Consider the following 25,471-nt stretch of genomic DNA (forward strand, 5'->3'; position numbering starts at 1 on the left):
TAATCGACCAGTGTGATCCTGGATGCCCACAACCATGAGAGGTAGGGGGACAGCCGATGCGGATCACGCCCAGGGAGGCGCTGAAGGGCCTCGCCGATCTCATCGACAAGGACCGATTCTCCGTAAGCCCGGTGGAGTATCGCCGGCGCCCGGCGATCCGGGTCGTGTCGTTGAACTCGTGCTCCATGACGGACACGATCGTCGCCGAGCCCCACGGAGATCTGGTGGTGTTCCGCTGGTCGTGGGGCGACCTGGTCGGCACGAGTACGGAACTGCGCAAGGTCGCCGAGATCGTGATGCGGGTGCTCGACATCGAGGAGAGCCCGATCCTCCCGACGTGAGCGGGCGGAGGGGATCACTCGTTGGGAGTCTCCGTGACACCGCCGCTGACCGTGACGATCCCCGGCAGGGCCGCCACCTCGGCGACCAGGTCGGGGATCGAACCGGTCCCGCGCACCGACAGCACGGCAGACGCCTTCGACGATCCGGCGACGTGCTCGCCCAGCAGATGCTCCCGGCCGTTGTCCCGACCGGCCTCGATCAGGTGCCCGTGCTCGACGTGGAAGGCGGACCGGTCGACGCTCACATCGGAGACGGTGAACTTCCGGCGCCGGCAGATCTCCAGCACCTCCGGCAGCGCCTTGGCGGCCTCCAGATAGGTCAGGCGGAGCTGGAACGGCAACCGGGCCGGACGGGGCAGCCGGTTGGCGATCGGGGTGAGCCCGAACACCACGAGGAAGTGCCCGGCGGCCACTCCCGTGGCCAGGATGGGCAGACCGGCGCCGGCCGCGGCCCCGACCGCCGCCACCACCCACACGACGGCCGCCGTGGTCAGCCCGCGCACCGCGTCGCGTCGTACGAAGATCACACCGCCGCCGATGAAGCCGATCCCGGAGACGATCTGGGCGGCCATCCGGGACGGGTCGAGCACCACGAGGCCATGGGCGAGCACATCGCCGAAACCGTGCTTGGAGACCAGCATGAACAGCGCCGCGCCGACCCCGACAAGGGTGTGCGTGCGCAGGCCGGCGCTCTTGTTCCGCCACTCCCGCTCCAACCCGATGACCGCGGACAGGATGAACGCCAACCCCAGCTTGACGACCTCGGACCAGCCCTCCCCGCCCAGCGGGGCCGCCAGCACTCCGGCCGCCGATGTGCCCATCACACGTCTCCCCTCCACCGCTCACTCGGCGAAGCGCCAAGGAGTGTCATGACACGTTCCCGTCAGCCGTAAACCCGAGGCCCCCCACACACCAAGGGCGTGATCTTGCGAATGCTCGCAGCAACGGCCGATGACCTGGACAAACCCCTTTCATGATCTTGCAGAACCTCGCACATAACAGGGTCCACCTGCGACCATCCAATTCGTGATCTTGCACTGCAAGATCACAAACGGTGTTTTCCCTGACCAAGAGGCATTCCTGCGAGTTTTTGCAAGATCACGAAAGGCGAATGCGCAGGTGAGCGGAGCTGCTTGCAAGCAACTACAAGATCACGGGGGGAAGGGGGGTGGCGGCGCGGGGCAGGGGGTCGCCTGTTCACGGCTCAGGTTTCGGGTGGTGCCGGGCAGTGGTCGCCTGAGTGTCGTTTGCCGTCCATCGCGTCACGAAGTGCGTCCGCGAATTCGGCGAAGTCGGGAGGGACCGCGGAGCCGAGGACGACCGGGAGCAGACACGAACGGAACACCTCACTGAAGGTGGAGTAGTAGGCCGACTTCGGCCGCACCACGGCCCGGTCCACCGCCTGGTGGACCGCCTCGGCGAAATCGCGGAGTTGACCGGTCGTGATCTCGGACTCCGGCTCGGCGGAGCGGTCCCCTTCACCGGTCTCGCCGTCCAGCAGTTCCCCGCACGTCTTCGCCCCACCGGTCACCTGCGCGTAGTCCCGGTAGACGCTCTCGAGGACCGGCGCGTAGCCACCGCAGGCGAACAGCAGACGCTGGGCGTCCGGGGAGGTGAGCGCGCCGATCAACTCGGCGGCGGCCTTCTTGTGGGGAGAGTTCCGCGTGATGGCCAGGTTCACCCCGCCCAGAATGCCGACCCCCGGAAACGCCTGAAGATCGAACTTCAAGCCTCCCTGGTCGTTCCGCATCGAGGGGTCCATGACCAGACGACGGTAGGCGAAAGGCCAGTTACGCATATATCCGACATATCCTGATCGGAAGGCCTGCAGGCTGCTCTCCTCGCGGAGGTCGCCATTGCTGGCGGTCGCCACGTCATGCCATTCCTCCAGGGTGCCCAGGACCTTTCCCGAATCCTTCAGCGCGTCCATGATCCGTTCGGCTCCGCCGGTTCCCGTGCTTTCTCCGGAGAGGATCGCCTCCATCAGGTTGATGGTCCCGCCCTCATAGTCGCTGAACTGCGCGGCGTAGCCACGATTTCGTGCGGACGACAGGAGATCCGGCACGGTCCTCGGTGGCGGAGGAGGGTTCTTTCCATCGTTCCGTACGTACAGCAGTGGGGCGTCGGCGGCGAAGGGCACCGCGTACTGCTCGTTTTCGAACTTTCCCGTCTCCAGTGAGTTGGGCAGGAACTCCCGTCCGGCCAGTGCCTCGGCCGGGATCGGGACGATGTATCCGTTCCTGGCGAACTCCTCGGTCCACGCGACGTCCAGCAGAAGAACGTCGTAGACGCACCTGCCCGACTGCGCCGCCGCCACCATCTCGGCACGTTGCTCGTCCGTGGACTCGGATATCTCCACGAGCCTGGCCTTGATGTTCTTCTTCGGATCGTTGTTCCATTCCTTGATCAAGCGGCGCCGGATGCCGCCTGCGCCCACCTCCGCCCCGGTCGCCACGACGAGTTCCTGGTCTTTCCCGTCTTTTCCGCCATGGCAGTCGGTCCCGGTCGAGATCCAGCCGAGGGGGCGAAGCCCGATCAGGGTCACGATCATCAGACCCGCGGCGAACCCCGCCCAGGCGACACGGGTCTGGCGCGGCTGACCCGAATTCCGCCGCGCCTTCGACATCAGGACCACTCCCGGATCTTGGAGATCATTCGGGTCAGCGCGTCCCCGATATCGTTCTCGGTGGTCAGGTCGCAGGCCATCCGTTTGTCTTTCGGTGTGTCGTGCGCGGATGGCGACAGGGCCGGCGCCGGGGCGGAGACGCCCGCCGGGCACTGTCCGCCGAGAACCAGGATGTAGAGGTTCTGCACGCTTTCACTCTTGCTCAACGCCGCATCGATGGTCTGCGCCGCACGTTCGGGATCGATTTCGTCATTGAAGATCCCCCCGTCCGTGACGACGGCGACCGAACGGCCGGGCAGCAGGTCGTCCAACCCCTCGAGCATCTGCGATATCGGCGCGTCGAACCGGGGGCCGTCGTCGAGCGTGATCCGCTGGAGCAGTGCGTCCAAATTTCCCGGCCGCGCCTCTCCCGTGGCCACGTCGGGCAGGCGTACGGATTCCAGGGCGAGCTCGCCGTTCCCTTTTCTGGAGAACATGCCCACGGAGAGCCGGTCATCGGTTATCAGGGTCTGCTTCATCCGCGAGAAGGCGTCGCGAATGTTGGAGGCGTCGGCCGACCAGGGCATGGATCCCGAGACATCCAGCATGATCCGCAGCTTCACCTGATGAAACAGTTCGGCGATCTTCGGCCGCGCCTCCTTCAGCACCCGCGCGTCGAGTTTCCTGCTCTTGGCCGCACCCGCGTCGGCCGCGCCGCCTTCACCCGGCGTGCCCTCCGGCTTTCCGCCACCGAACAGCCCCCGGTCGGCGAGCCAGCCGGCGAAATCATCCAGAAGCGCGCCGCGGGCCGGGTCGTTGTTTCCGGACCAGTCGATCTTGACGAACGGGTGGTCCAGTGCGGGCAGTCCGGGAGAGGAGATCGCGTTGAGACTGTACGACCCGTCGGACGCGCCCTTCGGGCAGTCTTCCTGGGCCATGTCCCTTCCCCGGTTGTAGTCCACGACGCTGTGCGACGGCACCACCAGCACCAGGTTGTTCCGGAACTGCTGGTCCGCGTCCCCGCGCATACGGCACAGCAGGGCGCTGACGCTCGTGTCGAAGTTCACGTTCTCGGGTGCGTCACCGGCCGCCTCGGTCAGATCCACGAGGTAGGCGGCCGCGACGAGCCCCGCGGAGGAGAGACCGGGCTGCGGATAGACGATGTGCATCCCGAGAGAGCGGATCTGCGGCACCAGGTTCTCGAGTTCGTGGTTTCCGTCCGAGGCGGCGACGGCCTGTTCGAGCTCGTCGACGCGTGCGAAGGTGGCGAACACCATCCCCTCGGTCGCGACACTCGGCCCCTTCACCAGTTCTGCGCTTTCCCCGGGGACACCCTTTCCTTCGGTGGAGACGCCCTCCCTGACGTAATCGACCTCCGCCGAACTGCCGGCGATCCAGGCGTCGGGAGTCAGGCCGAGCAGCCGGAAATACGGCGCGTTCTCCTGAAGTGAATAATCCCGATGCCACCTGTTGCCGAAACCCTTGATCATCTCATCGACGGACGGAGCGGCCCCCACGGAGATCCGAAACGGCGCACACCCGGCCCACGTCCGGTTCTCCGCGGTGTACTCCTCACTGCGCTCACGTAACGCCGACACGTTCTCCTGCGCGGTTATCACGCGGAGTTCCTGGGGCGGATCACACGGACCCCCCACCGTCTGGGTGAGCAGTAACCCCACGAACGCGACCGCCGCGCCGAAACAGGCCGCGAGATAGCCGACCGCCAGCGGCGCCCGGACGCGGGCGAGCCATCCGCGGAGCCTGCGCATCCACCGGGTGAGGCGGGCGGGCCACCCTATCGCCCTGATGACGCGCGTGGCCCTGCCCACCGACCAGCGCAGCACCCTCGGCGGGATGGCGCCCAGCCGTGGGCTGAAGCGCAGCAGAAACGCGAGAAGCAACCCCACCGTCGGGATCACGGCGAGCGGTCCGCCCGGCAACCGCTCGATCTGACGGTGCAGGGCGTCCCAGGACATCTCCGCGATCTTTACCGCCACCGAGCTGAGCGCAGCCGTCAACGCCCCGTCGACCACTTTGGCGCGGCGGTCGGAACCGGGCGCGTCCTCCTCGTGATCATTTCTTCCGGGTTCGTCTCCCGAGGGTCTCCGCTGGTTTTCTCCCATGGGCGGCGATGGCGCGGACATAGTAAGAGGCCTGTTCGTCGAGCCGGACAACTCCCAGCCGAAGCCGGATCATGAACATCGAACCCAATTGTGTGCGGCCGGACTGCGAAGCGTAACCCTTACTCGTCAGTAATGATCACGTAAACCTGCCTCACGCGCGAACGGTTAGAAAATCAGCGGATATACCGGGGAAAGCACGGAAACAACGGCAATGGAACCGTGATGCCCCGGAACGCCGAGCGGCCGGGGCATCACGACGACGGTCAGGCTTCCCGTACCGCGGCCGGCCGCGAGCCGCCGCCGGCCGCCGCGAGCATGCCCAGCACCTCGATCGCCTCCGCCAGGTCGCGCTCCGGCCCGCAGTGCGCCAACGCGACCTCGTTCACGCCCAGGTCGTCGGCCGACCAGAGCTCGAGGGCCCGTGCGCACTGCTCCTCGCCGCCGCAGATCACGAAGTCGTCGAGCAGTTCGTCCGAGATCAGGTGGTCGAATTCGTCTCCGCCGAGATAGGCGGCCGCGATGCCGGCGATCACCTCCCGGTCCACGTGGGGACTCCGCAGGAGCATCCGCTCGTACGCCTCCACTCCGTGGAACCGCGCGAAGTTCTCCGCGAGGAAGGCCCGGCCGCGTCGCCGTGCTCCGGCGGGGTCGGTCCTGCTCGCGCTGATCGGCAGGTACACGACCACGTCGGGTTCGCCGGCGTTCCGACCGGCCTCGGCGGCCGAGGCCCGGGCCGTGGCGACCGATTCCCGCACCTGCGCATGCGGGCAGAACATCGAGATCAGGAGGCCGTCGCCATGCCGTCCCGCGGCACCGAGCATGCGTCGCCCGATCGCCGCGAGGTAGACGTCGACGTCGGCGCAGGACGGGCTGGGCGGCTCCAGGGTGATCGCCTCGTTGGCGAAGCGCCGGCCGCGGTAGTCGGGCCGCTTACCCGCCAGCACGTCCCGAAGCACCTCCACCGCCTCCGTGAGCTCAGAAAGCGGCCTCTCGGTGTGCACGCCGGCCTGGGCGAGCCGGGTCGCCGGTCCGGCCCCGACGCCCAGGCTGAACCTGCCGCCGGAGATCTCCTGCAGCGTCGCGGCCTCCATCGCCAGCACCGCTGGATTACGCAGGAAGGGGCTCACGGTGCCGACCGCCAGACGCACCCGTTCCGTCACCGCCGCCATGGCCCCGACGAGCGCGAAGGCGCCTCGCGTGTAGAGGTTCTCGGTGACCCACAGCCGATGGATCGACGTACCGTCGGCCAGCCGGGCGGCGGCGAGACAGGCGGTCATCGGCAACTGAGCCGGCAGCACTGCACTGATCTTCAAACGCACGGCGTCACTCCGGTCTCAGCTCGTCTGTTCCGCGGGCATCGAGGCGATCGTCCAGGTCGCGAACTGTTGTAGATGGATAAACCGTTTCATACCCTTAAGCTCCTGTCTGAGGGATTAGGTGGGACAACGATGAGCCTCGACGAGGTTCTGGGCATATGGGCCCGGGGAAGCGGGCCACTGTACGATCAGCTCGCCCTGGCGATCCAGCGGAGGATCGAGTCCGGAGAGCTGCCGATAGGCACCCGCCTGCCTTCCGAACGGGCACTCGCGAAATCCCTGTCCGTGAGCCGCACCACAGTGATCAACGCGTACGCCCGGCTGGACGACCTGGGCTGGCTGGAGCGGCGACAGGGGGCGGGGACCTGGATCGCGCGCAGAGCGGCGAGCCCGTCCGGGCCGACGGACCGGGCCGGCGAGGAGGCCCGTTCGTACGCCGTTCTGCGAGTGCTTCGCGCCGCGCTGGAGCCCGTACCCGGAGTCATCGACCTCGCGACCGCGGCCTTCAAGGACGCGGAGGGGATCGTGGACGCCCTGGCCGCGATATCGCCTGGGGACATGGCCGCCAACAGCGAGCTGGGCGGGTACCTGCCGCTGGGTTTCCCGGTTCTCCGGGACGCGGTCGCCGCGCACCTTTCCGGCCTGGGCATGCCCACCCTGCCCAACCAGGTGGTCATCACCACAGGCGTCCAGCAGAGCACCTCGCTGTTGTTCTCCGCCCTCGCGCGGGAGCGGAACCTGGTCGCGATGGAGAGCCCCACCTGGAACGGCACACTCGACCTGCTCCGCCACCTGGGATTGGCGGCCCTTCCCCTGCCGCCGGCCTGCTGCGACGACTTCGTCGAGAGCGCGGCGCGGCTGGCCAGGACCAGGCAGCCGGGTCTCATCTGGCTGACCTCCGGATTCCACAATCCGACGGGCCTGCGCTTCACCGACTCGCACGCCCGAGCCACGGCCGAGCTGGCCACGCAGATCGACGTGCCGATCGTGGAGAACGCGACCCTGCTGGAGTACGGCCTCGGCGATCGGCCCGGACACACCGCCGCGCAATACGCCCCTGACGGTCCGATCATCACTGTCGGCAGCCTCTCCAAAACGTTGAGCCCGACGCTTCGACTGGGCTGGATCCGGGCTCCACGCAGCGTCGTCACCCGGATCGCCAGGCTCAAGTCCCTGTTCGACAGCGGCGCGAGCCTGCTGCCGCAGATCGTCGCCGCCAAGCTCCTGCCACGGTCTCAGGAACTCGTCGACGGTCGTCGGCGGCGGCTCCGGGCCAACTGTGAAATCGTCGACTCCGGCCTGTCGGCCGTGATCCCGGAGTGGACCTGGCGCCGCCCCGACGGCGGCCTGGCGCTCTGGGCCGAGCTGCCACGTGGGACCGGCCTGCACTTCGCGCATATCGCGGCTCGATATGGCGTCGAGGTGGTCCCGGGGTCGGTCTTCGACCTCTCGGAGCAGCCCTCGGCGACCATTCGGATATCGCTGGCGCGATCGGCCGGGGAGACGATCGAGGCGGTGGACCGGCTCGCCGAAGCCTGGAAGAACTACCGGCCCTGACGTGGCCGGCCCACTCGCCGTTCTCATCGCGATCAGGCCCGCTCAGACAAGGCGCAGGGGTTTCCGGGATGTCTCTTCCAGGGTGAGGATGGTCGCGATCGCGACCAGTGCCACGGCGATCACGGTCCACGCGGGGGCCATCGCCGACCCCGTGGTGCTGATCAGCCAGGCGGAGACGTACGGCGCTGTGCCGCCGAACACGGCATGCGCCAGGTTGAAGCCGAGGGCGATCCCCGTGTAGCGAACGGTCGCCGGGAACAGCTCGACCAGGGTCGCCAGCATGGCGCCCATCATGACGGCCTCGCAGATCGCCAGCATCAACTGGCCGAGGATGGCCACCGCCGGGGTGTCGCTCTGCATGAAGAGGAACGCCGGGAACGCCAGCACCGCGAATCCGACGCTTCCCGCCATCAGGACGGGCTTGCGACCCACCCGGTCGCAGACCAGGGCCGCGACCGGAATGACACCCGTGGCCACCAGGAGGGATATCGTCGTCATCCACGTCGCGGCGCTCGTCGAATATCCTCCCTGTCCCTGAAGGAAGATGCTCGAGTAGACGAACGCGATGTAATAGCCGGGGGCGGCCAGCACGTTGATGCCGATGACCTTCAGGACGCCGGCCCGATGCCGCTTCACCACGGTCAGGAGCGGGGTCGAGACCACCTTCTCCGTCTTCGACATCGCCTGGAAGGCCGGAGAGTCGGCGAGCCTGTACCGGATGTACAGCCCGACCAGCCCCAGCGGGAGCGCGACGAGGAAGGGGATCCGCCAGCCCCAGGAGTCGAGCTGGTCGACCGGGACCGCCCATGTGACGACGGCGACGATGAGGGACGCCCCCACGAGGCCCACCATCGAGCCCAACTGGGTCATGCTGGTCAGGAATCCGCGGCGGTTCTCCGGCGAGCTCTCCGCGATGTAGGCCGCCGCACCGCCGAGTTCGCCGCCCGCGCAGACTCCCTGCACCAGCCGGGCGAGAAGCAACAGGACGGGGGCCGCGATGCCGATCGCGCCGTAGCCCGGGAGGATCCCGATCAGGAAGGTCGCGGCGCACATGCCGATGATCGTCAACGCGAGCGCGTGCTTCCTGCCGAATCTGTCGCCGATGTGTCCGAAGACGACCCCGCCGAGCGGGCGCATGAAGAACGCGACACCGAAGACGATCAGGCTGGACAGCAGCGCCGTCGTCGGGTTCTCGTCGGAGAAGAAGACCCTGGCCAGCACCGTCGCGGTGTAGCCGTAGAGCCCGAAGTCGTAATACTCGATCACGGTTCCGATGGTTCCGGCGCGCACGACCCGTCTCGTGGCGGCCGGATCGACGTCAGGTCGGCTGCTCGATGCCGGTACGGCACTCGGTGTGTCACTCATGAGGGGGGCACCTTTCTCGGAGCGGGTTGGAGAATGGGGGGACCGAGAAGCGGGGAATCGTCCGTGGCGCGAACGCCGTGGCACTCGTGAGGTCTCGCGCGTCAGTCGGCGAGGGCCACGCGGGGGAACGCCCCCAGGGAGGTCCGGCCCTCGGCCTCCAGGGTCCGGCACACCCGGAGGATGAGATGATCTTGGCCGGTTCTGGCGGTGATCTGGATGCCGACCGGCAGGCCCGTACGGTCGAAGCCGGCGGGGAGCGAGACCGTGGGCATGCCGGTCAGATTCCACAGCTGGGTGTTCCTCCACCAGCTCGTGAGATCGTCACGCCGGCCGTCGGCACGCACCGGCCCCCGTTGTCCGAGCGGGAAGGCCGTGACCGGCAGGGTCGGGCCGACCAGGATCTCGACGTGGCCGAACAGGGCCGCCACGGTGTGCCGCAGGACCGCGCGGCGCACCTCGGCCTCCTCTCCGGCTCCTGACGGCGTCCGTCGCCACGCTCTGAGCGCGTCGAGCAGGCTCGACGACACGCCATCCGTCGCGCGTCCGTCGAACATCGCCAGTTCGTCCGCCATGGCCGACATGAACAGGGTGTCCCAGATCGGCCCCGCCTCCGGAAGGTCGACCGGGACCTCGAAGACCGGCAGGCCGATCGATTCCAGGCCGCGTACGAACTCACAGAGCACCTGGTCGACGTCGGGGTCGACGGATGTCCCGTCCACCGTCCGGTAGACCCCGACGCGGACCCGTCCGCGCTCGGCCGCGATGAGGGGTTCCGGCTCCCACTCGACGTCGGGATCGGCCTCATGGCGGCCGTCCAGCAGGGCAAGGGCCAGGGCTGCGTCCCTGACATCGCGGCTCAGGACGCCGATGTGCCCCAGCACCCCGAGCCGGCTGGGCGGAAAGGTGGGAACGGTGCCGGACGTCGGTTTGACTCCCAGCACCCCGCAGAAGGAGGCGGGAATCCGGATGGAGCCTCCCCCGTCCGTGGCCACCGCCAGCGGTCCGAGGCCCAGCGCCACCGCGGCCCCGGCGCCCCCCGACGAGCCTCCGGCGGTCCTCGACCTGTCCCATGGGTTACACGTGGGCGCGCTGATCAGGCTGTCCGTCGTCGCCTTGTGGCCGAACTCGGATGTCGTCGTCTTCGCGAACACCAGGGCGCCCGAATTCCGCAGCAGGCGAACGCTCGGGGCGTCCGGAAGCCGGGTGTCCTGCGCGACGAGCCTCGAGCCCCGCCGCGTCGGCAGGTCGGCGGTCGCCAGCAGATCCTTCACGCTGACCGGCACTCCATGCAGAGGCCCGATCGGCGCCCCCGACGTGATCTCGGCCTCGGCTCGCCGGGCCGCGTCCATCGCCATCTCCGCGTCCAGAGCCTGCAGCGACGCATAGGCCGGGTCCAGCAGAGCCGCCCGATCGAGCAGAGACGCCATCACCTCTACCGGGCTCACCGCCCTGTCCTTGATCTTCTTCGCCGTCTCGATCGCGGTCCAGGTGTGGAAGTCCGTCGTCATGCCCTGCCGCCCCCGTCCGCCGAGGGGTGCGGACAGGCGGTGGCCGCCGTTCCGCGTCGCGCCACGAGCGTCCGACCTCCGACGCGGGGACGTGCCGTGGCGATGCCCGCGCCGAAGCGATCGGCGACCGGGTCGCGCGCCACGATGGAGAAGGTCATCAGACGCGGTCGGGACGAGGGCCGGTGTCCTGGACCGAGAAGTGCGCGTGGATCACCTTCCACTCGCCCTCGGTCCGTACGGCCACCTGGGTGGCCCGATAGTAGCTCGGATTGTGCTCCGAGGTCCGCCCGATCCACTCCTTGTGGCGGCTGACGTAGTCGGCGGTGATGCAGGCCATGTCACCGCGTACGACGATTCGCACCCGGCCGGGCGAGTACGGGCTGATCAGCCGGAACTGGGGACGATAGAAATTCCAGATGTTCTCCCAGTCGGGCAGGCCGTCGTAGGTGTGCCCGTTGGTGTTGTAGTGCCGGTTCTCCGGATTGTCGTCCCAGACGTTCTTGAGGCGTTCATAATCGAGGTCGTCGTTCGCTCTGAGGTATTCATGGTGGAGAAACAGAAGCTGTTCGCGATCGGTCTCCGTACCGCCGTCAAACGACGTCGAAACCGGTGAAGCGGCGTCCGCGGTATTCATATCCATCGCGCTCTCTTCCTGCTCGGATGGCTTGGCTAGAAGCTACCGAGGAAACCAACGGCGGTCGATATCCACTCCGGCCCGAGTGGCTACTAATCGGCGATCATCGCCCATCCTCCAGAGCGCCGGCCGCCGGGATTCCCGCGGGGCCGAGCGTGCTCTCAATCTCGACGTATCAGCAGGTCAGAGCGGGTTAGCCGGAGAGAGGAGCCTGCGCGGCCGTGGCCGGCCACGGCCGTTGGACGCGGACCGCCGACGCCCGTTCACGGGTGGGACCGCCGGACCGGGCGGCGCATGATGGCGGAATGCCGGACCGTCCCGAGAACAATCTGTGGCAGGCGCGCTGCCGCCCGTCATCCGAGCGCCTTGATCAAGGAAAATCCGTCGCCGAGCGGACCCTCGCCGAAATCGCGGCCCACCCTGCGGTAAGCGCCGAAGGCGGTGATCTCCGCCCGGTCACCGAGCGTCCGGAGAAATCGATGCGCGACTGCGGTCTTGAATCCAGGGTGATGCCGACCGCCGGCGTCCCGATCGTGTTCGGAAAGCGAAAGGAATCAGACCGGTCCCGACGATTCCGGTGTACGGCCATTACGACGTCCAACCGGTGGAACCGCGATCGCAGCCGCCACTGAGTGCAACTGAGAAACGTCGAAAATCGACGTTTCCCAGTTGGCATCGGTGCCGCCGAGGCTCGGGACGTCCTGTCGGCGATGGCCGGTGATGGCGGCCTGCCGGAGCGACACGGCGGACGGTCGGGAAGTCAGAGGATCGGGGAGGCCCGGGGCGGCACCGGCGTCCGGTACGGCCCCGGCCCTCGATTCCCCGGTCGAAGACCTGTCCCTCAGAGCGATGACGGCCCATGTGTCCATGTCCCGCTCTACAGTTCCCTATCGAAGGCGACAGAGCGTGAGGAGCGGTGGGCGTGGGGGGACTTCAGTCAGGAGGTGGCACGAGCGCCGTCGCGGCGTCGGCGCACGCCGGGTGCGAGCGGTTCCGGCTGACGGATCCGTTCCTCACAGGCAGGACCCGTAAGGCGCTGGCCGCCCATGTCGGCCATCCCGACATCACCGCCGGGATCCCCGAGGCCCGATGGACGCGGGCGTTGACCTTCGAGAGCCTCGTGCACTCCGAACGCTTCGTCTCCGAGCTGCTCACGAAGACGGTCGGACAACTCGGCCTCCCCCGCCCACAGGCCGTGCGACGGCGTGACTGTCACGGCGATGTCGCCGTCACGGCAGCCGAACTCGCCCAGGCGCACGTCAAGGCGGCCTCCTCCGGCGAGGCCACCATGTTGACGGCGCTCGCCGTGCCGTACCTCAATCTGGAGGATGTCTCCGACGCGACCGCCGTTCAGCCGGACTTCGCGGTCGTCTGCCCACGCGAGAACGGCGACGGCGGCGGCATCGGCTCCTGGCTCGTCATGGGCGACGCGAAGGACTACGAGCGGATTCGCTCCCGCATCGACGACGGCCGGATGCTCAAAGGGTTCCTGCAGGTCGCCCTGGGCGCCGAGTCCGTCGCCGCCTGGAGCAGGCTGCCGAGTGGCATGCGGGTGCACCGGTACGGCGCCCTGGCCGTACCGCGGAACGCCTTCCTGCAGCCCGAGGCCGTCGTGGAGCTGCTGGACGACCATCGCGTCGAGGTCCGCATGAGAGCGGACGAACGGCTCGCGGCGAGGGCGAAGCTCGGCGGCTCTTCCCCGAGTGAGGAGGAGCTGTCGGCGTACATCGCTCATCTGACGGCGGCCTTCGACCCACGCAGCTGCGTGACCTGCAATCTCTTCTCGTACTGTCGGCAGGAGCTCCGTGCCGACGACGACCCGCTCGCCGTGCTCGCCGAGATCGGAATCGACCGTTTCAGCCGACCCGCTCTGGCCGGGCTCGTGTCCGCCACTGGGGATGCCGGGCACGTGCCGCAGAGCGGCATGGCCCAGAGCACCGTCGCACAGGTCAGGGCCACCGTCAGCGGCCTCCCGCAATGGACCGGACGCCTCCGTACGGACCCGTGCGGGTCGGCCGGCACCATCAACCTGGTGCTCGTGAAGTCGGATGCCGCGGCTCTCGGCGTGCACGGCGTGGCCGTCCAGAAAGTGGCGGCGGACGGGCCGGCCCGCTGGGTGCGGCGCGTCTTCACCGACCCGCATTCGCCGCTCACCCGCCGGGCGATGATGCGGACGCTGGGCGTCGCCATCCGCGAGATCCAGGGGGCCGGTCTCGGGCCGGTCCACCTGGTCGTTCCGGACCGTCCGACCGCCGACCTGCTGGCCACCGCCGCCGATTCCCTGGCCGGGATCGAGCTGAGCCGGCTGCGCTGGCAGCACGACCTCGACAGCGGCCGCCCGGCCCTGACCTTCGACGGGGAGCCCGCCACGGTGCCGGAGCCGCTGCACGCCGACGAGCGGCTCGCGGTCGGATTCCTGCTGGAGGAGGACCGGGCCCGGGCCATGAGCCTGCGCTCGCCCGTCGTCGACATGCGGGCCGTGGTCGCCTCACATGTGACGCCCGGCGGTCCGGCCGTGGACGCCGGCCGGTTGGACTACCTGGTCACCTGGGCCGAGGCCGCCGACCCGCTGGACCACCGCCAGGTCTCCGACACCATCGCCGCGCAGCCGGAGACCCCCGGTGCTCGGCTCTCCAACTCCGTCTCCGACGACGTCCACCGGGCGCTGAACGACGGGGACACCGCGACCTACAACGCGCTGGTGGAGGCGGCGATCGACTATCGCGTCGGGGTGCTCGAGAGGGCGCAGGCCGTCCTCGACAGGTTGCCGATCTCGCGGCTGCGCGATGTGCACCGCGTCCTGGAAGGCGACGCGCAGGAGGTCTGGGGCCGGCGGGTCGCGCTACAGGCCTCCGACCTCGTCCGCTTCTCTCGTACGCACCGGAACTGGCGCAACTCCCACGTCGACATGCTGGACGCCGACCGGAAATGCTTCGACCAGCTCACCTGCCTGGCCGATGCTTCGATCGCGTACGACAGGGCGACCGATGCCGGGATCCGCGAGCTTGCCCTCGCGACGGTGATCGATCTCGACCCCGTCCGCCTCGATGTGCGGTCACGACGCCTGGTCAACGGGTCACGGGTCGCCGCGCTGCACAGGAACGGCCGCAGTCTCGTCGAGCAGCCGAGCACGACCATCAAGATCCAAAAAGGGTCGTTCAAATTCGGGCAGATGCCGGTCGGCACGCTCACCTCGATCGACGACGCCGAAGGACTCCGCTGGGAGCCGGCCGTCATGCCTGCTGGCCTGGCCGTCGGCGACGTACTGGTCCTGGCCGACGCCGACTGGTTCGGCAAGCCACTCCGATCCGGCCATGAGATCGCCGTGGCGCGGCCGTCCCTGGACGACCAGTCCGCGCCCAAGGCCACGTGCACCGCCGACGCGTACGCCGCCGACCCGGAAGGCCACAGGTGGTGCTGCCGGCCCCACGCCGTCGCCGAGGCCGAGTGGTCGGACGAGCTCGCGGAGCGCCGGGCCCGCGGTGAGCTCAACCCCGAGGTCTGGCCGCCGTTGGTCGACGAAGATCGGTTCGACGTCGGGCCCGATGCCGAGGGGCGGCTGCCTGAGGAACCGCTGCCTCCGCCCACGCCCGCCCCGGACCGGCTGACCATCGACGACCTGGACTGAGTGAACGGCAATGACGATCACCTTCTCACCCCCTGTGGCCGCGTCGATCGACGACGCGATTCATCACGACGCCGCGGCCGGCGGGAACATCGAGGCCGCTGGACGCGCCATCGCCACGCTCTCGGCCGTACTGAGCGGTGACGCGGACTACGACAAGATCCTGCTGCGTGCGGCCGCCGGCGCCGGGAAGTCCTACGCGCTCGTGCGCATGGTCGAGGCAGCCCTGAATCATCCGAACTGCACCCGCGTCGGCGTCACCGCCTTCGCCAACAAGCAGGTGTTCCCACTCGCCGGCGAGCTGGGCAAGAAGCTGGGCAAAAGGCTGGACGCTCCGCGGGTCTGCCTGTTCGTGGCCGCGAACCGGCTGCCTGAGGTGCCGCAGGACGTGCTCGATCACGTCTCGGTCGCCACCTCCACCGGTGGCATTCCCCAGACGTGCGAGGTGGTCCTCGGGACCTCGCACAAGATGGGCGCGTGGGGTGAGGGGCAGCGCTTCCTCGATCATCTCGGTCCCGCCGCCAACGGCGACGTGCCGTACGACGTCCTGTTCGTCGACGAGGCGTGGCAGTTGCCGCTGCACCGCTACGCGATGGTCGAGGGGCTGGCCCCGCTCTCCGTCGGCGTGGGCGATGTCGGCCAGCTGCCGCCGATCGACCCCGGCCAGAACCCGTGGCGCGGCGACCCCGGCTACAACCCCTACCGTGCCTGGCCTACCGCCTACGAAGACGACGACAGAACCTTCGCCGTCGACCTCCCCGCGGTGTGGCGCCCCACGGCGAGTCAGCTTCCCCTCTGGAGGGCTTTCTACAGCGACTGGGACCGGCTGGACTGTGTCGCCGCTCCGGGCGACCGTACCGTCGAGCTGCCGGCCCTGGCCGGGGCCGCCGGCGCGATCTGGGCGTCCGTCGCGACCGGCACCCCGACATTGCTCGAAGTCGACGGCCTTGCCGACCCCGAGGCGGCCGACGTCGACCCGCCCCTCCTCGGGGTGATCGAGGACCTGCTGACGCCGCTTCTGGAGAACGAGTTCACGGTGGTGCGGCGGCGGTACGACGGCGTCGGCGGCCCTCAGGACGAGGTGCGAATCAGCTCAGCCGCGCCCTCGGGAGACCCCCTGATCGTCGTTCTCGCCACCCGCAACCAGGCCGTGGACGACGCGACCGCCCTGGTCGAGCGACTGACGGACAAGTACGGCCTGCCCGACGGCGTGCTCCTCGCCTCGACCGTCGACTCCTGGCAGGGTCAGACCAACGCCATCACCGTCGCCGTCCACCCGCTCTCCGGAGCCGACCACCTCGACGAGTTCAACTCGGCGTTCGGCCGGCTCGCCGTCACCTGCACCCGCGCCACGCACGGACTCCTGATGGTGGCCCGAGCCGGCCTCGACGACCTGCTGAGTGAGGCTTCGGCCCGACCGGGCACACCACTCGGCGAACCCGGGACGCGGTCCCTCCCCCGGCAGACCCACCAGCGGATCCTCGCCACGTTCAGCCGTGCGACGTTGAACGTCGCCGTGAGCGCGGAGTGAGCCCGTTCTGAATCAGGACGCTCGCGGGCATCGGGACGCTCGGCGAGCCGGTGGGGCCGGCGGCCGCGTCGAGTGCGGCTCCGCTGCGGCAGTCGACAGGCGCTTCTGGCGAAAACAGCTCGATCATATTGATGAACGGCGGTTACGCTCACAGACGTTCTCACACCATTTCTCGCTGACTCCGATGCTCTCACGGAACGGCAAGGGAACAAGAGCAGATCTTGGAGGCGGCCGTGGCGATGCCGAAGAAGGGCTCGCGGCTCATCACCGTCGACGGCACCGTCTTCCGCTGGCGTGTCCGCCACAAGCCGACCTACAGCCAGGGCAACAGTTGGAGCCCGCTCGGCTTCGCCGTTGAACGAGCCGACAAGCCGGGGAGCGTCCTTGTGGTGTCGCTCCCCTGCGCCCGGCCGGACAACTGGCTGGGAGAGCGGACGATCGCGATCCGTCCCATCCTCGTCAACGGATGCATCCGGCGGGCCGTCGAACACGGATGGGACTCAGCACGACCGGGCGCGGCATTCACCCTCAACGTCACAGAGGACGAACTGACCGTGCTCCTGGGCGAACCGCCTCGCTACCTGATCCCCTTCCTCTGGGGCATGATCCCTGAAGGCGGCGGCGTCGAAGACCTCCCTCGATGCACTCAGATCTGGAGTCGGGGCCGACCGAGCAGCGACCCGGCACCTTCCGATTGACACCATCGGACACGACAGCCGAGGAGAATCGACAATGATGTCCGATCGTCTGGAACTTCGGCCTGTCACCGAAGCCGATCTGGACGCCTTCGATCTGGCCTTCCAGAGTGAGAGCGGTGCGACCCGGCACCAGTGGTTCGGCTTCACTCCGACTGTGGCGCTGCGGGAGGCCCTGCGCACTCGCGGGCTCCTGGCGGGAGCGGACAACATGCTCGCCGTCACGGTGGGCGGCGAACTCGCCGGACGGGTGGAGTGGCTGGAGCGGCGTTGGGGGCGTCGTGACACGTCGCTGTGCTGGGAGATCGCCATCGGCCTGCTGCCGGAGTCACGAGGCAGAGGCATCGGGACCTCGGCCCAACGGGAACTCGTTCGCTATCTGTTCACGCACACGCGGGTGGAACGCGTCCAGGCGACCACCGATCCCGAGAACAAGGCGGAGATCCGGTGCCTGGAGAAGATCGGATTCCAGCTCGAGGGCGTCGTACGGCGGGCCCAATGGCGCGGAGGGCGCTGGCACGACCAACTCCTCTACTCCATCCTGCGCGACGAGTTCGACCTGCAGCCAGCAGGTTCCCCTGGCGGATCCGCATGATGAGCGCTTCGGCTCCAAGCCCCGTCCGAATGTGGCGGTCCCCACGCGGATGAAGCGCTCCCCTCCCAGGGGATCCACCCGCTCTCGGCCGATCTTTCGTCACGAGGTCTGCGTCGTCATGACGGTCCCCTGGGCGACCGCGCACAGGACGCTCTCTCCCTCGGGGCTGACCGCGTACAGATCGCAGCGGGCCACGGCCTGCCGCCGGCCGGCGTGCACGACGACCGCCTGCGCGCGCAACGTCCCACCCCGCGCCGGGCGAAGGTAGTTGACGGAGAATCCACCGGTCAGGACGGCCGGGCCGAGCACGCTTCCGGCCGCGAACGTGAGGGCGTTGTCCGCCGCGTACGCGAGCACTCCCCCATGGAGGAACCCGTTCTGCTGGCGGAGATCGTCGCGTATGTCGATCTCCAGCGTTGCCCTGCCCGGCTCGAACTCGACCAGCCGGGCTCCGATGACGCGGCTGAAGGGCTGAGAGTCGAGCACCTGGGTGGCCGCGGCGATGTCAAGGATCTCGGTGGAGGTCATGTGTCCTTTCCCTCAGCACTTGTCGGTGCGATCGGCATCGTTCGAGGCTATCGCCGGAAGGGCGTGCTCCGAAGATCACTCCTTCGGAGGTGTCTCCGGACGGAACAGTGATCGCTCAGAGGCCCACGGAGTCCGGTTGATGCGGATATGGCCAACGGTCGAACGCATGCCCATTGTCAGTGCCCGCGGATATGTTCTGCTCGCTGCCGATCCGCATGAGGAGCCGTTACCTCATAGGCAAGGCGGCATCGTGGTCCGGATCGACCCGATAGCCGGGACCACGATTCAGACGGTCCGGAGGACCGGAAACGGCCGCCCTTTTCAAGGCAGACCGTGGATCACTCATTTCATCTGACGTAGCCGAAAAGATCTCGACAAAGATCGCTTCTCGTGGACGCCTCTCACCGGCGAGACGTGGCCGACTGCGGCCAGACTGGAACTTTCTGTAAGCATCCTATTTACATCTATTCACTGACCAGTCAACATATGTCCGTGGCCACACCCCGCCTCGTTGATCAGCAGCCGGCGCTGAAAAGGTCACCGGGGTTGACAGCCAATGCGATTTGGTATCGGCCCGCGCCAACATGTGAGGAGGCGGCTTCTCGGGTGGCTTAACCACAGAAATTCTGCACGGCCGGATCCCGAATTCGTTATGGCATAACGCCGTACCAGAAGGAATGACACCGTGAGAATGACGCGAAGATTACGGGCCGCCATGTACGTGGTGGTGGCCGGTGCAATGCTGGTGGCCGGGGCAGGGACGGCATACGCCGCTCCCGGGGTGACCCCGGCGGAGGTGACGCTGGACCTGGCCCCGGGTGGATCTACGACGATCGCCAAGACCGTGTCCACTCCGGCGATCCCGCCCAAGCCGGATATCACATTCCTGATCGACACAACAGGGAGCATGGGCGGGGTCATCTCGAACGTGCAGACCAACGCGAACACCATCCTGTCCAACGTCGCCTCGGCGCAGCCGGACGCGCAATTCGCGGTTGCCGAGTACCGGGACATGTCGGACGCGACGTCCTTCCGGGTGGCGCAGAACCTCACCGCCGACCAGACCGACGTCACCAACGGTCTCAACTCGCTGGTCGCATCGGGCGGCGGAGACTTCCCCGAGGACGGCATCAACGGTCTGTTCCAGGTCGCGTCCGGGGCGGTCGACTTCCGGCCGAACAGCTCTCGGATGGTGTTGCTGATCGGGGACGCGCCCAGCCATGACCCCAGCAACGGCCATACGCTCGCCGATGCGATCAGCGCACTGCAGGCGGCCGACGTCACCGTGCTCGCGTTCGACCTGTCCGGGCTGGACTCGACCGGGCAGGCAACCTCGATCACCGACGCCACGGGTGGACGGCTGTTCTCCGGCATCGACTCCTCGGAGGTCAGCGACACCATCCTGGCGGCCCTGCACAACATGCCGGTGGCGGTCACCCACAAACTGCGCGACTGCGACCCGAACCTGTCGGTGTCCCTGACTCCGGGCAGCCGGACGGTGACCAGCGGCGATGACGCCACCTTCACCGAGACCGTCTCCGTCGGCGCCGAAGCCGTACCGGGAAGCACCCTCACCTGCAAGGTGGACTTCCTGCTCAACGGCGTCCTGTCGCCGGGCTTCACTGAAACGATCAGCGAACACGTCCCAAAGGCGACCCCATCGATCGCCACGACGCCATCGGGCTCGGTACCCGCGGGCGGGAACGTCTCTGACACGGCGACCCTGTCCGACGGGTATCACCCGACGGGCACCGTCAAGTTCGAGCTGTTCGAGCCCGGTGACACCGACTGTGCGACGCCCATCGCGACGCGTACCGGGACGGTGACGGACAGCGGCACCGCCGCATCCGGCGATGTGACCATCGGCGCGGCCGGCACCTACCGGTGGTCCGCCACCTACAGTGGTGACGCCCACAACAACGCCGTCACCTCGCCGTGCAGCGCCGAACAGGTCACCGTCACGCCGCAGCGGCTGACCGGACGGGCCTACGGCCTCACCGCCGACGCCTCCCTGGCCGGCATCCAACTGGTCGACATCGCACCCACCCCCGACACCGGCGACATCTCCACGACCTCGACCGGTGCCACCTCGGTGCCCTGCACCGCCACCCTCAGCGGACTGATCAGCGCGCACGCCCTGTGCGCCAAGGTCGCCACCACGGAGTTCCCCGGCAAATCCGTGGCCACCGCCTCCATCGACGACACCACCATCGGGATCACCGGCATCCCGGTGATCAGCGTAAAGACCATCAACTCCAGCTCCACCACCACCTGCGCCGGCTCGACCGGGGCCACCACGATCGCCTTCCTCAAGGTCGGCAACACGGTGGTCATCGCAGAACCCACCAAGATCCAGCCCAACACAACGGTCAACGTGGGCGTCGTCAAGCTCGTCCTCAACGAGCAGATCCCGTTCACGACCCCCGACAAGGGCCTGACCGTCAACGCCGTCCACGTCACGGTCAACGCCCTCGGCCTGGCCAAGACCAACGTCGTCCTGGCCTCCGCCGAAAGCGATATCGGCAACTGCCCATGACCCGATCCACCTGAACCGATCAACCCCGAGGCCGGGCGGAACCCCGTGGCTCCGCCCGGCCTCAACCGGGCTTCACGCTTTGCCCCTTCAGCAGCGCGACCAGGGCTCGAGCGTTCTCGGCTGGTGAGATGGGTGGAGATGACAAATGCGACCCCTCATGATCGTCGGCGCCTAGGTAGTCGATCAAGAACAGGGGTCGCGTTCGCATGCCATCATCCCCGATCGACGTGCTCTCCCTCCACCTGGAGCACGTCACCATCCGCGATCCGCGGTCCGACCTGGCCGAGGTACTGGATGCGCTATGTGTCAAGTCAAAAGGGACACGGGGCGGTTATCGCTAGCCTCGGGCTTTCGCGGCGAATTTGAGTGGGCTTGATCGTTTATATGAGAAAAGCGCCTTTGAGCTGGGAGGATGGGGCTTGTCTAGAGTCCTGTCCGCACCAGTTCAGAAGGCACTTTCCGAGTGAAGCCTATCGTCTCCCGGCGCAAGATCATGGTGTCCGCTGACGGCTCGGGACTCGTCTCGCAGACCGGTGGGCTGCTGTTGCTGGAGACGTTGCGGGCCACCGGGCTGGATGCGGCGCTGTCAGCGCAGTTGGAGCGGTGGCGTCCGTCCCGGGCCGTGCACGACCCCGGCAAGGTCATCGCCGATCTGGCCCTCACTTTGGCGCTGGGCGGGGACTGCCTGGCCGACATCGCGATGCTCCGCGCCCAGCCCGAGGTGTTCGGCCCGATCGCCTCCGACCCGACCGTGTCCCGGCCGATCGACCGCCTGGCCGCCGACCCCGTCCGCGCGTTGAAGGCGATCCGCGTGGCCCGGACCGCCGCCAGGCAGCGGGCCTGGACGCCGGCCGGCACCCACGCCCCCGGCGCGGACGGTGAACTGATCCCCATCGACATCGACGCAACCATCGTCATCGCCCACTCCGACAAGCAACAGGCCGCGCCGACCTGGAAGAAGACCTTCGGGTTCCACCCGATGACGGTCTTCGCCGACCACGGCCCCGCAGGTGGCGGGGAACCGCTGGCGATCGTGCTGCGGCCCGGCAACGCCGGGTCCAACACTGCCGCCGACCACATCACCGCGACCCGCCTGGCGCTGGCCCAGCTCCCCAAGCACCACCGCCGCCAGGTGCTGATCCGCACCGACTCCGGCGGCGGCACCCACGAGTTCCTCACCTGGCTGACCCGGCCCGGGCGGCGGCTGTCGTACTCGATCGGGTTCACCCTCACCGACGAGGTCCAGGCCGCGATCGGGGTCTTGCCCGAACAGGCGTGGACACCCGCCTACGACGCCGAGGGCAAGGTACGCCCCGGTGCCTGGGTGGCCGAGCTCACCAGCCTGGTCACCTTGGACGGCTGGCCGAAAGGCATGCGCCTGATCGTGCGCAAGGAGCGCCCGCACCCGGGCGCCCAGTTGCGCTTCACCGATATCGACGGGCACCGCTTCACCTGCTTCGTCACCAACACCACGCGGGGCCAGCTCACCGACCTGGAACTACGCCACCGCCGCCGCGCCCGCTGCGAAGACCGCATCCGCGCCACCAAGGACACCGGGCTGCGCAACCTGCCGCTGCACGACTTCACCCAGAACCAGATCTGGACGGAGATCGTCGCGCTGGCCTGCGAGCTCATCACCTGGATGCAGATGCTCGCCCTCGACGGACCGGCCCGCCGGTATGAACCGAAACGGCTACGGCTGCGCCTGTTCGCCGTCGCCGCCCGCCTGGTCCGCGGCGGACGGCGTCTCCGCCTAGGCATCGCCGCATCCTGGCCCTGGGCCGGCCAACTGGTCGCCGCCATCACCCGGCTCCAGGCGCTCCCGGCACCGACCTGACCAGCACCAACCCGCCCCGACGACCAGGAAGGACACCCCCGTGGGCCCGTGGAACCCCGCCCACCCGGCGCGACAGCCGGGCCACCACGCTGACCAGGACCCCAAAATCACACTCCAGCCGAACCACTCAGCCAGCCACCGGACCGGCACGAAAGATCGAGGCTAAGGCCTACGCTTGCCGGGACCCTCCGTCAGTTGCCGCTGATCTTGATCTCCCACTGATCACCAGGATCACCGCAGCCGTCAGGGGCGGGCACGTCCCCGGCGCATGAAACCGAGCGGCCTGATTGGTCCATTCCCTCACATTCGCCTTACTGCTCGTTTATCCTCCGTCTGGAGGCGATGGGCGTAGGGCGGGCCGCAAGCGCTGGGGGCATGGCACTCAAGTCAACATCTGTTCGGCCTGGTATGTGACTATGCACCGACGTCCATTTATCTTCCACCAGGTCGAGCTCCTTGCCAGATTCGGAGCTGCGGCCACGTCTCTGTTCCTACTCATGATCCATGAGGTGAGGCAGCATGGCCGGGACATATGTGCTCGCACTCGGAAGCTCGGGCCCGACGCCTGCGAAGGCAGTTTCGCTGCACGAGCTCAACTACACCGAGCGCAAAAATCTACAGCAATGGATCATTACACATCCTGAGTTGGTGGAAGAGGGGTTGCTCGTCCTCACCGAGGAATATGATCGGTGGGCGTCTGCGGATGGCGCGCCCGTCAGGGACCGGCTCGACATCCTCGCGCTTGACCCAGGGGGTCGACTGGTCGTCATCGAACTTAAGCGAGACGATGCGCCGACGGATGTGCATCTCCAAGCGCTCACGTACGCGGCAATGGTGTCGCGACTGACAGAGCAAGATCTTGCCAGGATACTAGCGAAATTCATGACACATGGCATTGAACCGCTGACAGACGATGAGGCTCTCCGCCGCCTTCGAGAGCATTGTGGGGGCGAGGAACTCAACCCGCAGATTCTTCGGCAGCCCCGCATCATCGTCGTAGCCCGGCAGTTTCCTCCCCAGGTGCTCTCAGCGGTCGTCTGGCTGAATGAGATGGGCATTGAGGCCAAGCTGCTCCAGGTCCAGGCATGGGTGACTGGCGCATCGCCAGTACTCACGGCGACCACGTTGTATCCGGTACCCGGCATCGAGGACTTCGTCGTTCAGCCGATGCGTGAGGACAAGGTCAAGGCTGCCGCCCGTGCCACAGAGGGCAGTCGCAACACTCGCGCTGTCCGTCGGATCGTGGAGCGCAGGCTGATCGAGCCGGGGACTGAGTTGTATCTGCGCCTTGACCCACCTGCTCCGGAGTTTTCTTCAGCTCTCGAAGACATCAGGAGCTGGGTTGAGGAAGATCCCCGACGTGGCAGAGCAACATGGGTTGCGGATTCCACTCGTCCCCTCAAATGGGCCTACGACTCCAAGCAGTACCCTCCCACTACATTGATTAAGGAGATCATGGTACAGGTCACGGGAGACAGGCCTGCCTATGCCAACGGCGGCAAATGGTGGCACATTGAGTCGGGCCTGAGTATCGGTCAGATCGCCGAACAGGCTGACAGTGACGTACCTGCGGATAGCGTTCGGGGTGAACTGAGTAATTAGGGTTGCTGGAGCTCAAGAAAGAAACAACGAGGTCGATGATGCCCAAAGCATGGATGGTTAGGTCGGGTCGACGCGGCGAGCACGAGAATCTCGCACTCGATGAGGCGTTGGTCATGCTCGGCTGGCCTGAACTCCAGGACTTGTCGAGCTATAAAGACCGAAGCGCCCTACGCGATCTAGTGATTGGCACCTACCCAGACGCTACCAAGCAGCGAGTGGCTAACTGGACTGGCCAGCTGTGGACGATGTTACATCGCATGCAAGTGGGTGATCTGGTCGTTCTCCCTCTCAAGAGCAAACCCGCTATCGCCATCGGCCGAGTGACCGGCGACTATGCCTACCGGATCGAGCTCCCCGAAGACGCCCGTCATACGCGGCCAGTGAAATGGCTTCGCACCGAAGTCGCTCGAACGGCGATCGGGCAGGATCTAAGGCACTCGCTCGGCTCTCTTCTCACTATCTGCGAACTTACTCGAAATGACGCGTACAAGCGTGTCCTGGCATTGGCGAGCGGAGCTTCTGACCCAGGTGCTGGAGAAGAAACTCAATCCGCAGGCGAGGCAGGTACCGACACCGAGGCCACAGAGTTCGAGCTGGAGAGGTTGGTGCGTGATCAGATCACCGACCGGATCAGCGAACGGTTCCCAGGCCATAAGCTCTCGCAGCTAATAGCGGCTATCTTCCAAGCCAAAGGTATGACGACCTTCATCGCCCCGAACGGTAAAGACGGCAGGAGCGACGTGTTGGCTGGCTCTGGCCCTCTTGGCATGGATCACCCCCGAATCTGCATTCAGGTAAAGTTCACACAGGCACCTGTGGACGTCCGTGTTATTCGTGAAGTCCAGGGCGTTGCCGGCCATTTAGGAGCCGACCAGGTCCTCGTCGTCAGTTGGAATGGCGTCACTCGTGACGCAGATCGGGAACTCCGTCAAAAGTTCTTCAACGTGCGACTCTGGACCTCCGATGATGTTCTCCGGGAGCTCAGCCATGTTTACGATCAACTGCCCGAGGAGATCCAGGCGGACCTGCCATTAAAACGTGTGTGGATGCTTGCATCGGAGACGTGACGTTCA

20 protein-coding genes are annotated in these 25,471 nt (G+C 67.3%); 11 read left to right on the top strand and 9 right to left on the bottom strand.

The window, feature by feature from the left end; all coding sequences use genetic code 11:
* The first annotated feature begins 56 nt into the window (after window positions 1–56).
* A complete protein-coding gene (locus AP234_RS03835) occupies window positions 57–341 on the top strand; it encodes a hypothetical protein (protein WP_055478065.1) in 285 nt (94 codons plus the stop codon).
* 14 nt (window positions 342–355) lie between these two features.
* On the opposite strand, the gene AP234_RS03840 is transcribed toward AP234_RS03835, so the two are convergent.
* The 4 genes from AP234_RS03840 to AP234_RS03855 all read right to left on the bottom strand — a co-directional run bounded on the left by AP234_RS03840 (window position 356) and on the right by AP234_RS03855 (window position 6,388).
* Complete coding sequence (locus AP234_RS03840) at window positions 356–1,162, bottom strand: MgtC/SapB family protein (protein ID WP_055478066.1); 807 nt, start codon at window positions 1,160–1,162, stop codon at window positions 356–358.
* Window positions 1,163–1,545: 383 nt separating this feature from the next.
* Window positions 1,546–2,967: an extracellular solute-binding protein gene (locus AP234_RS03845; protein WP_152990213.1), complete on the bottom strand. Its 1,422-nt coding sequence runs from the start codon at window positions 2,965–2,967 to the stop codon at window positions 1,546–1,548.
* Window positions 2,967–4,943 (bottom strand): hypothetical protein, encoded by a 1,977-nt coding sequence (locus AP234_RS03850; RefSeq protein WP_152990214.1) that lies wholly within the window; start codon window positions 4,941–4,943, stop codon window positions 2,967–2,969. The genes AP234_RS03845 and AP234_RS03850 overlap by 1 nt, the downstream gene beginning before the upstream one ends.
* Window positions 4,944–5,332: 389 nt before the next feature.
* Complete coding sequence (locus AP234_RS03855) at window positions 5,333–6,388, bottom strand: LLM class flavin-dependent oxidoreductase (RefSeq protein WP_152990215.1); 1,056 nt, start codon at window positions 6,386–6,388, stop codon at window positions 5,333–5,335.
* 129 nt (window positions 6,389–6,517) lie between these two features.
* Between AP234_RS03855 and AP234_RS03860 the strand changes: the two genes are divergently transcribed.
* A complete protein-coding gene (locus AP234_RS03860) occupies window positions 6,518–7,942 on the top strand; it encodes a PLP-dependent aminotransferase family protein (protein WP_055478070.1) in 1,425 nt (474 codons plus the stop codon).
* Between the two features lie 42 nt (window positions 7,943–7,984).
* On the opposite strand, the gene AP234_RS03865 is transcribed toward AP234_RS03860, so the two are convergent.
* The 4 genes from AP234_RS03865 to AP234_RS03875 all read right to left on the bottom strand — a co-directional run bounded on the left by AP234_RS03865 (window position 7,985) and on the right by AP234_RS03875 (window position 11,455).
* Window positions 7,985–9,307 carry an MFS transporter gene (locus AP234_RS03865; RefSeq protein ID WP_063842746.1) on the bottom strand — a complete coding sequence of 441 codons (1,323 nt, stop codon included), beginning with the start codon at window positions 9,305–9,307 and terminating at the stop codon, window positions 7,985–7,987.
* A gap of 101 nt (window positions 9,308–9,408) precedes the next feature.
* Window positions 9,409–10,815: an amidase family protein gene (locus tag AP234_RS03870; protein WP_055478072.1), complete on the bottom strand. Its 1,407-nt coding sequence runs from the start codon at window positions 10,813–10,815 to the stop codon at window positions 9,409–9,411.
* Window positions 10,812–10,973, bottom strand: coding sequence for a DUF1028 domain-containing protein (locus AP234_RS35880; RefSeq protein ID WP_152990216.1), 162 nt, complete (start codon window positions 10,971–10,973; stop codon window positions 10,812–10,814). Before AP234_RS35880 ends, AP234_RS03870 begins: the two co-directional genes overlap by 4 nt.
* Window positions 10,973–11,455, bottom strand: coding sequence for a nuclear transport factor 2 family protein (locus tag AP234_RS03875; RefSeq protein ID WP_083501738.1), 483 nt, complete (start codon window positions 11,453–11,455; stop codon window positions 10,973–10,975). Before AP234_RS03875 ends, AP234_RS35880 begins: the two co-directional genes overlap by 1 nt.
* Before the next feature lie 299 nt (window positions 11,456–11,754).
* On the opposite strand from AP234_RS03875, the gene AP234_RS35885 reads away from it, so the two are divergent.
* The 5 genes from AP234_RS35885 (at window position 11,755) to AP234_RS03895 (ending at window position 17,895) form a co-directional block, all read left to right on the top strand.
* Window positions 11,755–12,081, top strand: a complete 327-nt coding sequence (locus tag AP234_RS35885) for a hypothetical protein (protein ID WP_152990217.1) — start codon at window positions 11,755–11,757, stop codon at window positions 12,079–12,081.
* A gap of 290 nt (window positions 12,082–12,371) precedes the next feature.
* The gene (locus tag AP234_RS03880; RefSeq protein WP_055478248.1) at window positions 12,372–15,077 is read left to right on the top strand and encodes a hypothetical protein; all 2,706 of its coding nucleotides are present in this window, start codon (window positions 12,372–12,374) and stop codon (window positions 15,075–15,077) included.
* Between the two features lie 10 nt (window positions 15,078–15,087).
* On the top strand, window positions 15,088–16,605 hold the full coding sequence (locus AP234_RS03885; protein WP_055478074.1) for a hypothetical protein: 1,518 nt from the start codon (window positions 15,088–15,090) through the stop codon (window positions 16,603–16,605).
* A 233-nt stretch (window positions 16,606–16,838) separates the two neighbouring features.
* Window positions 16,839–17,303: a hypothetical protein gene (locus AP234_RS37770; protein WP_063842747.1), complete on the top strand. Its 465-nt coding sequence runs from the start codon at window positions 16,839–16,841 to the stop codon at window positions 17,301–17,303.
* Window positions 17,304–17,337: 34 nt separating this feature from the next.
* Complete coding sequence (locus AP234_RS03895; protein WP_235557938.1) at window positions 17,338–17,895, top strand: GNAT family N-acetyltransferase; 558 nt, start codon at window positions 17,338–17,340, stop codon at window positions 17,893–17,895.
* Window positions 17,896–17,994: 99 nt separating this feature from the next.
* Here the strand turns inward: AP234_RS03895 and AP234_RS03900 are convergent, their stop codons facing one another.
* Window positions 17,995–18,423, bottom strand: a complete 429-nt coding sequence (locus AP234_RS03900) for a PaaI family thioesterase (protein WP_055478075.1) — start codon at window positions 18,421–18,423, stop codon at window positions 17,995–17,997.
* A gap of 691 nt (window positions 18,424–19,114) precedes the next feature.
* Between AP234_RS03900 and AP234_RS39105 the strand changes: the two genes are divergently transcribed.
* From AP234_RS39105 to AP234_RS34200, 4 genes are all read left to right on the top strand, one after another.
* Window positions 19,115–20,959: a vWA domain-containing protein gene (locus tag AP234_RS39105; protein ID WP_083501740.1), complete on the top strand. Its 1,845-nt coding sequence runs from the start codon at window positions 19,115–19,117 to the stop codon at window positions 20,957–20,959.
* A 463-nt stretch (window positions 20,960–21,422) separates the two neighbouring features.
* On the top strand, window positions 21,423–22,796 hold the full coding sequence (locus AP234_RS03910) for an IS1380 family transposase (RefSeq protein WP_268778006.1): 1,374 nt from the start codon (window positions 21,423–21,425) through the stop codon (window positions 22,794–22,796).
* Window positions 22,797–23,315: 519 nt separating this feature from the next.
* Window positions 23,316–24,398, top strand: a complete 1,083-nt coding sequence (locus AP234_RS34195) for an endonuclease NucS domain-containing protein (protein WP_152990218.1) — start codon at window positions 23,316–23,318, stop codon at window positions 24,396–24,398.
* Window positions 24,399–24,400: 2 nt separating this feature from the next.
* Window positions 24,401–25,465 (top strand): restriction endonuclease, encoded by a 1,065-nt coding sequence (locus AP234_RS34200; RefSeq protein WP_083501741.1) that lies wholly within the window; start codon window positions 24,401–24,403, stop codon window positions 25,463–25,465.
* Window positions 25,466–25,471: the final 6 nt, after the last annotated feature.

The sequence above is a fragment of the Sphaerimonospora mesophila genome (assembly GCF_001417795.1).
GTDB classification, from domain to species: Bacteria; Actinomycetota; Actinomycetes; order Streptosporangiales; family Streptosporangiaceae; genus Sphaerimonospora; species Sphaerimonospora mesophila.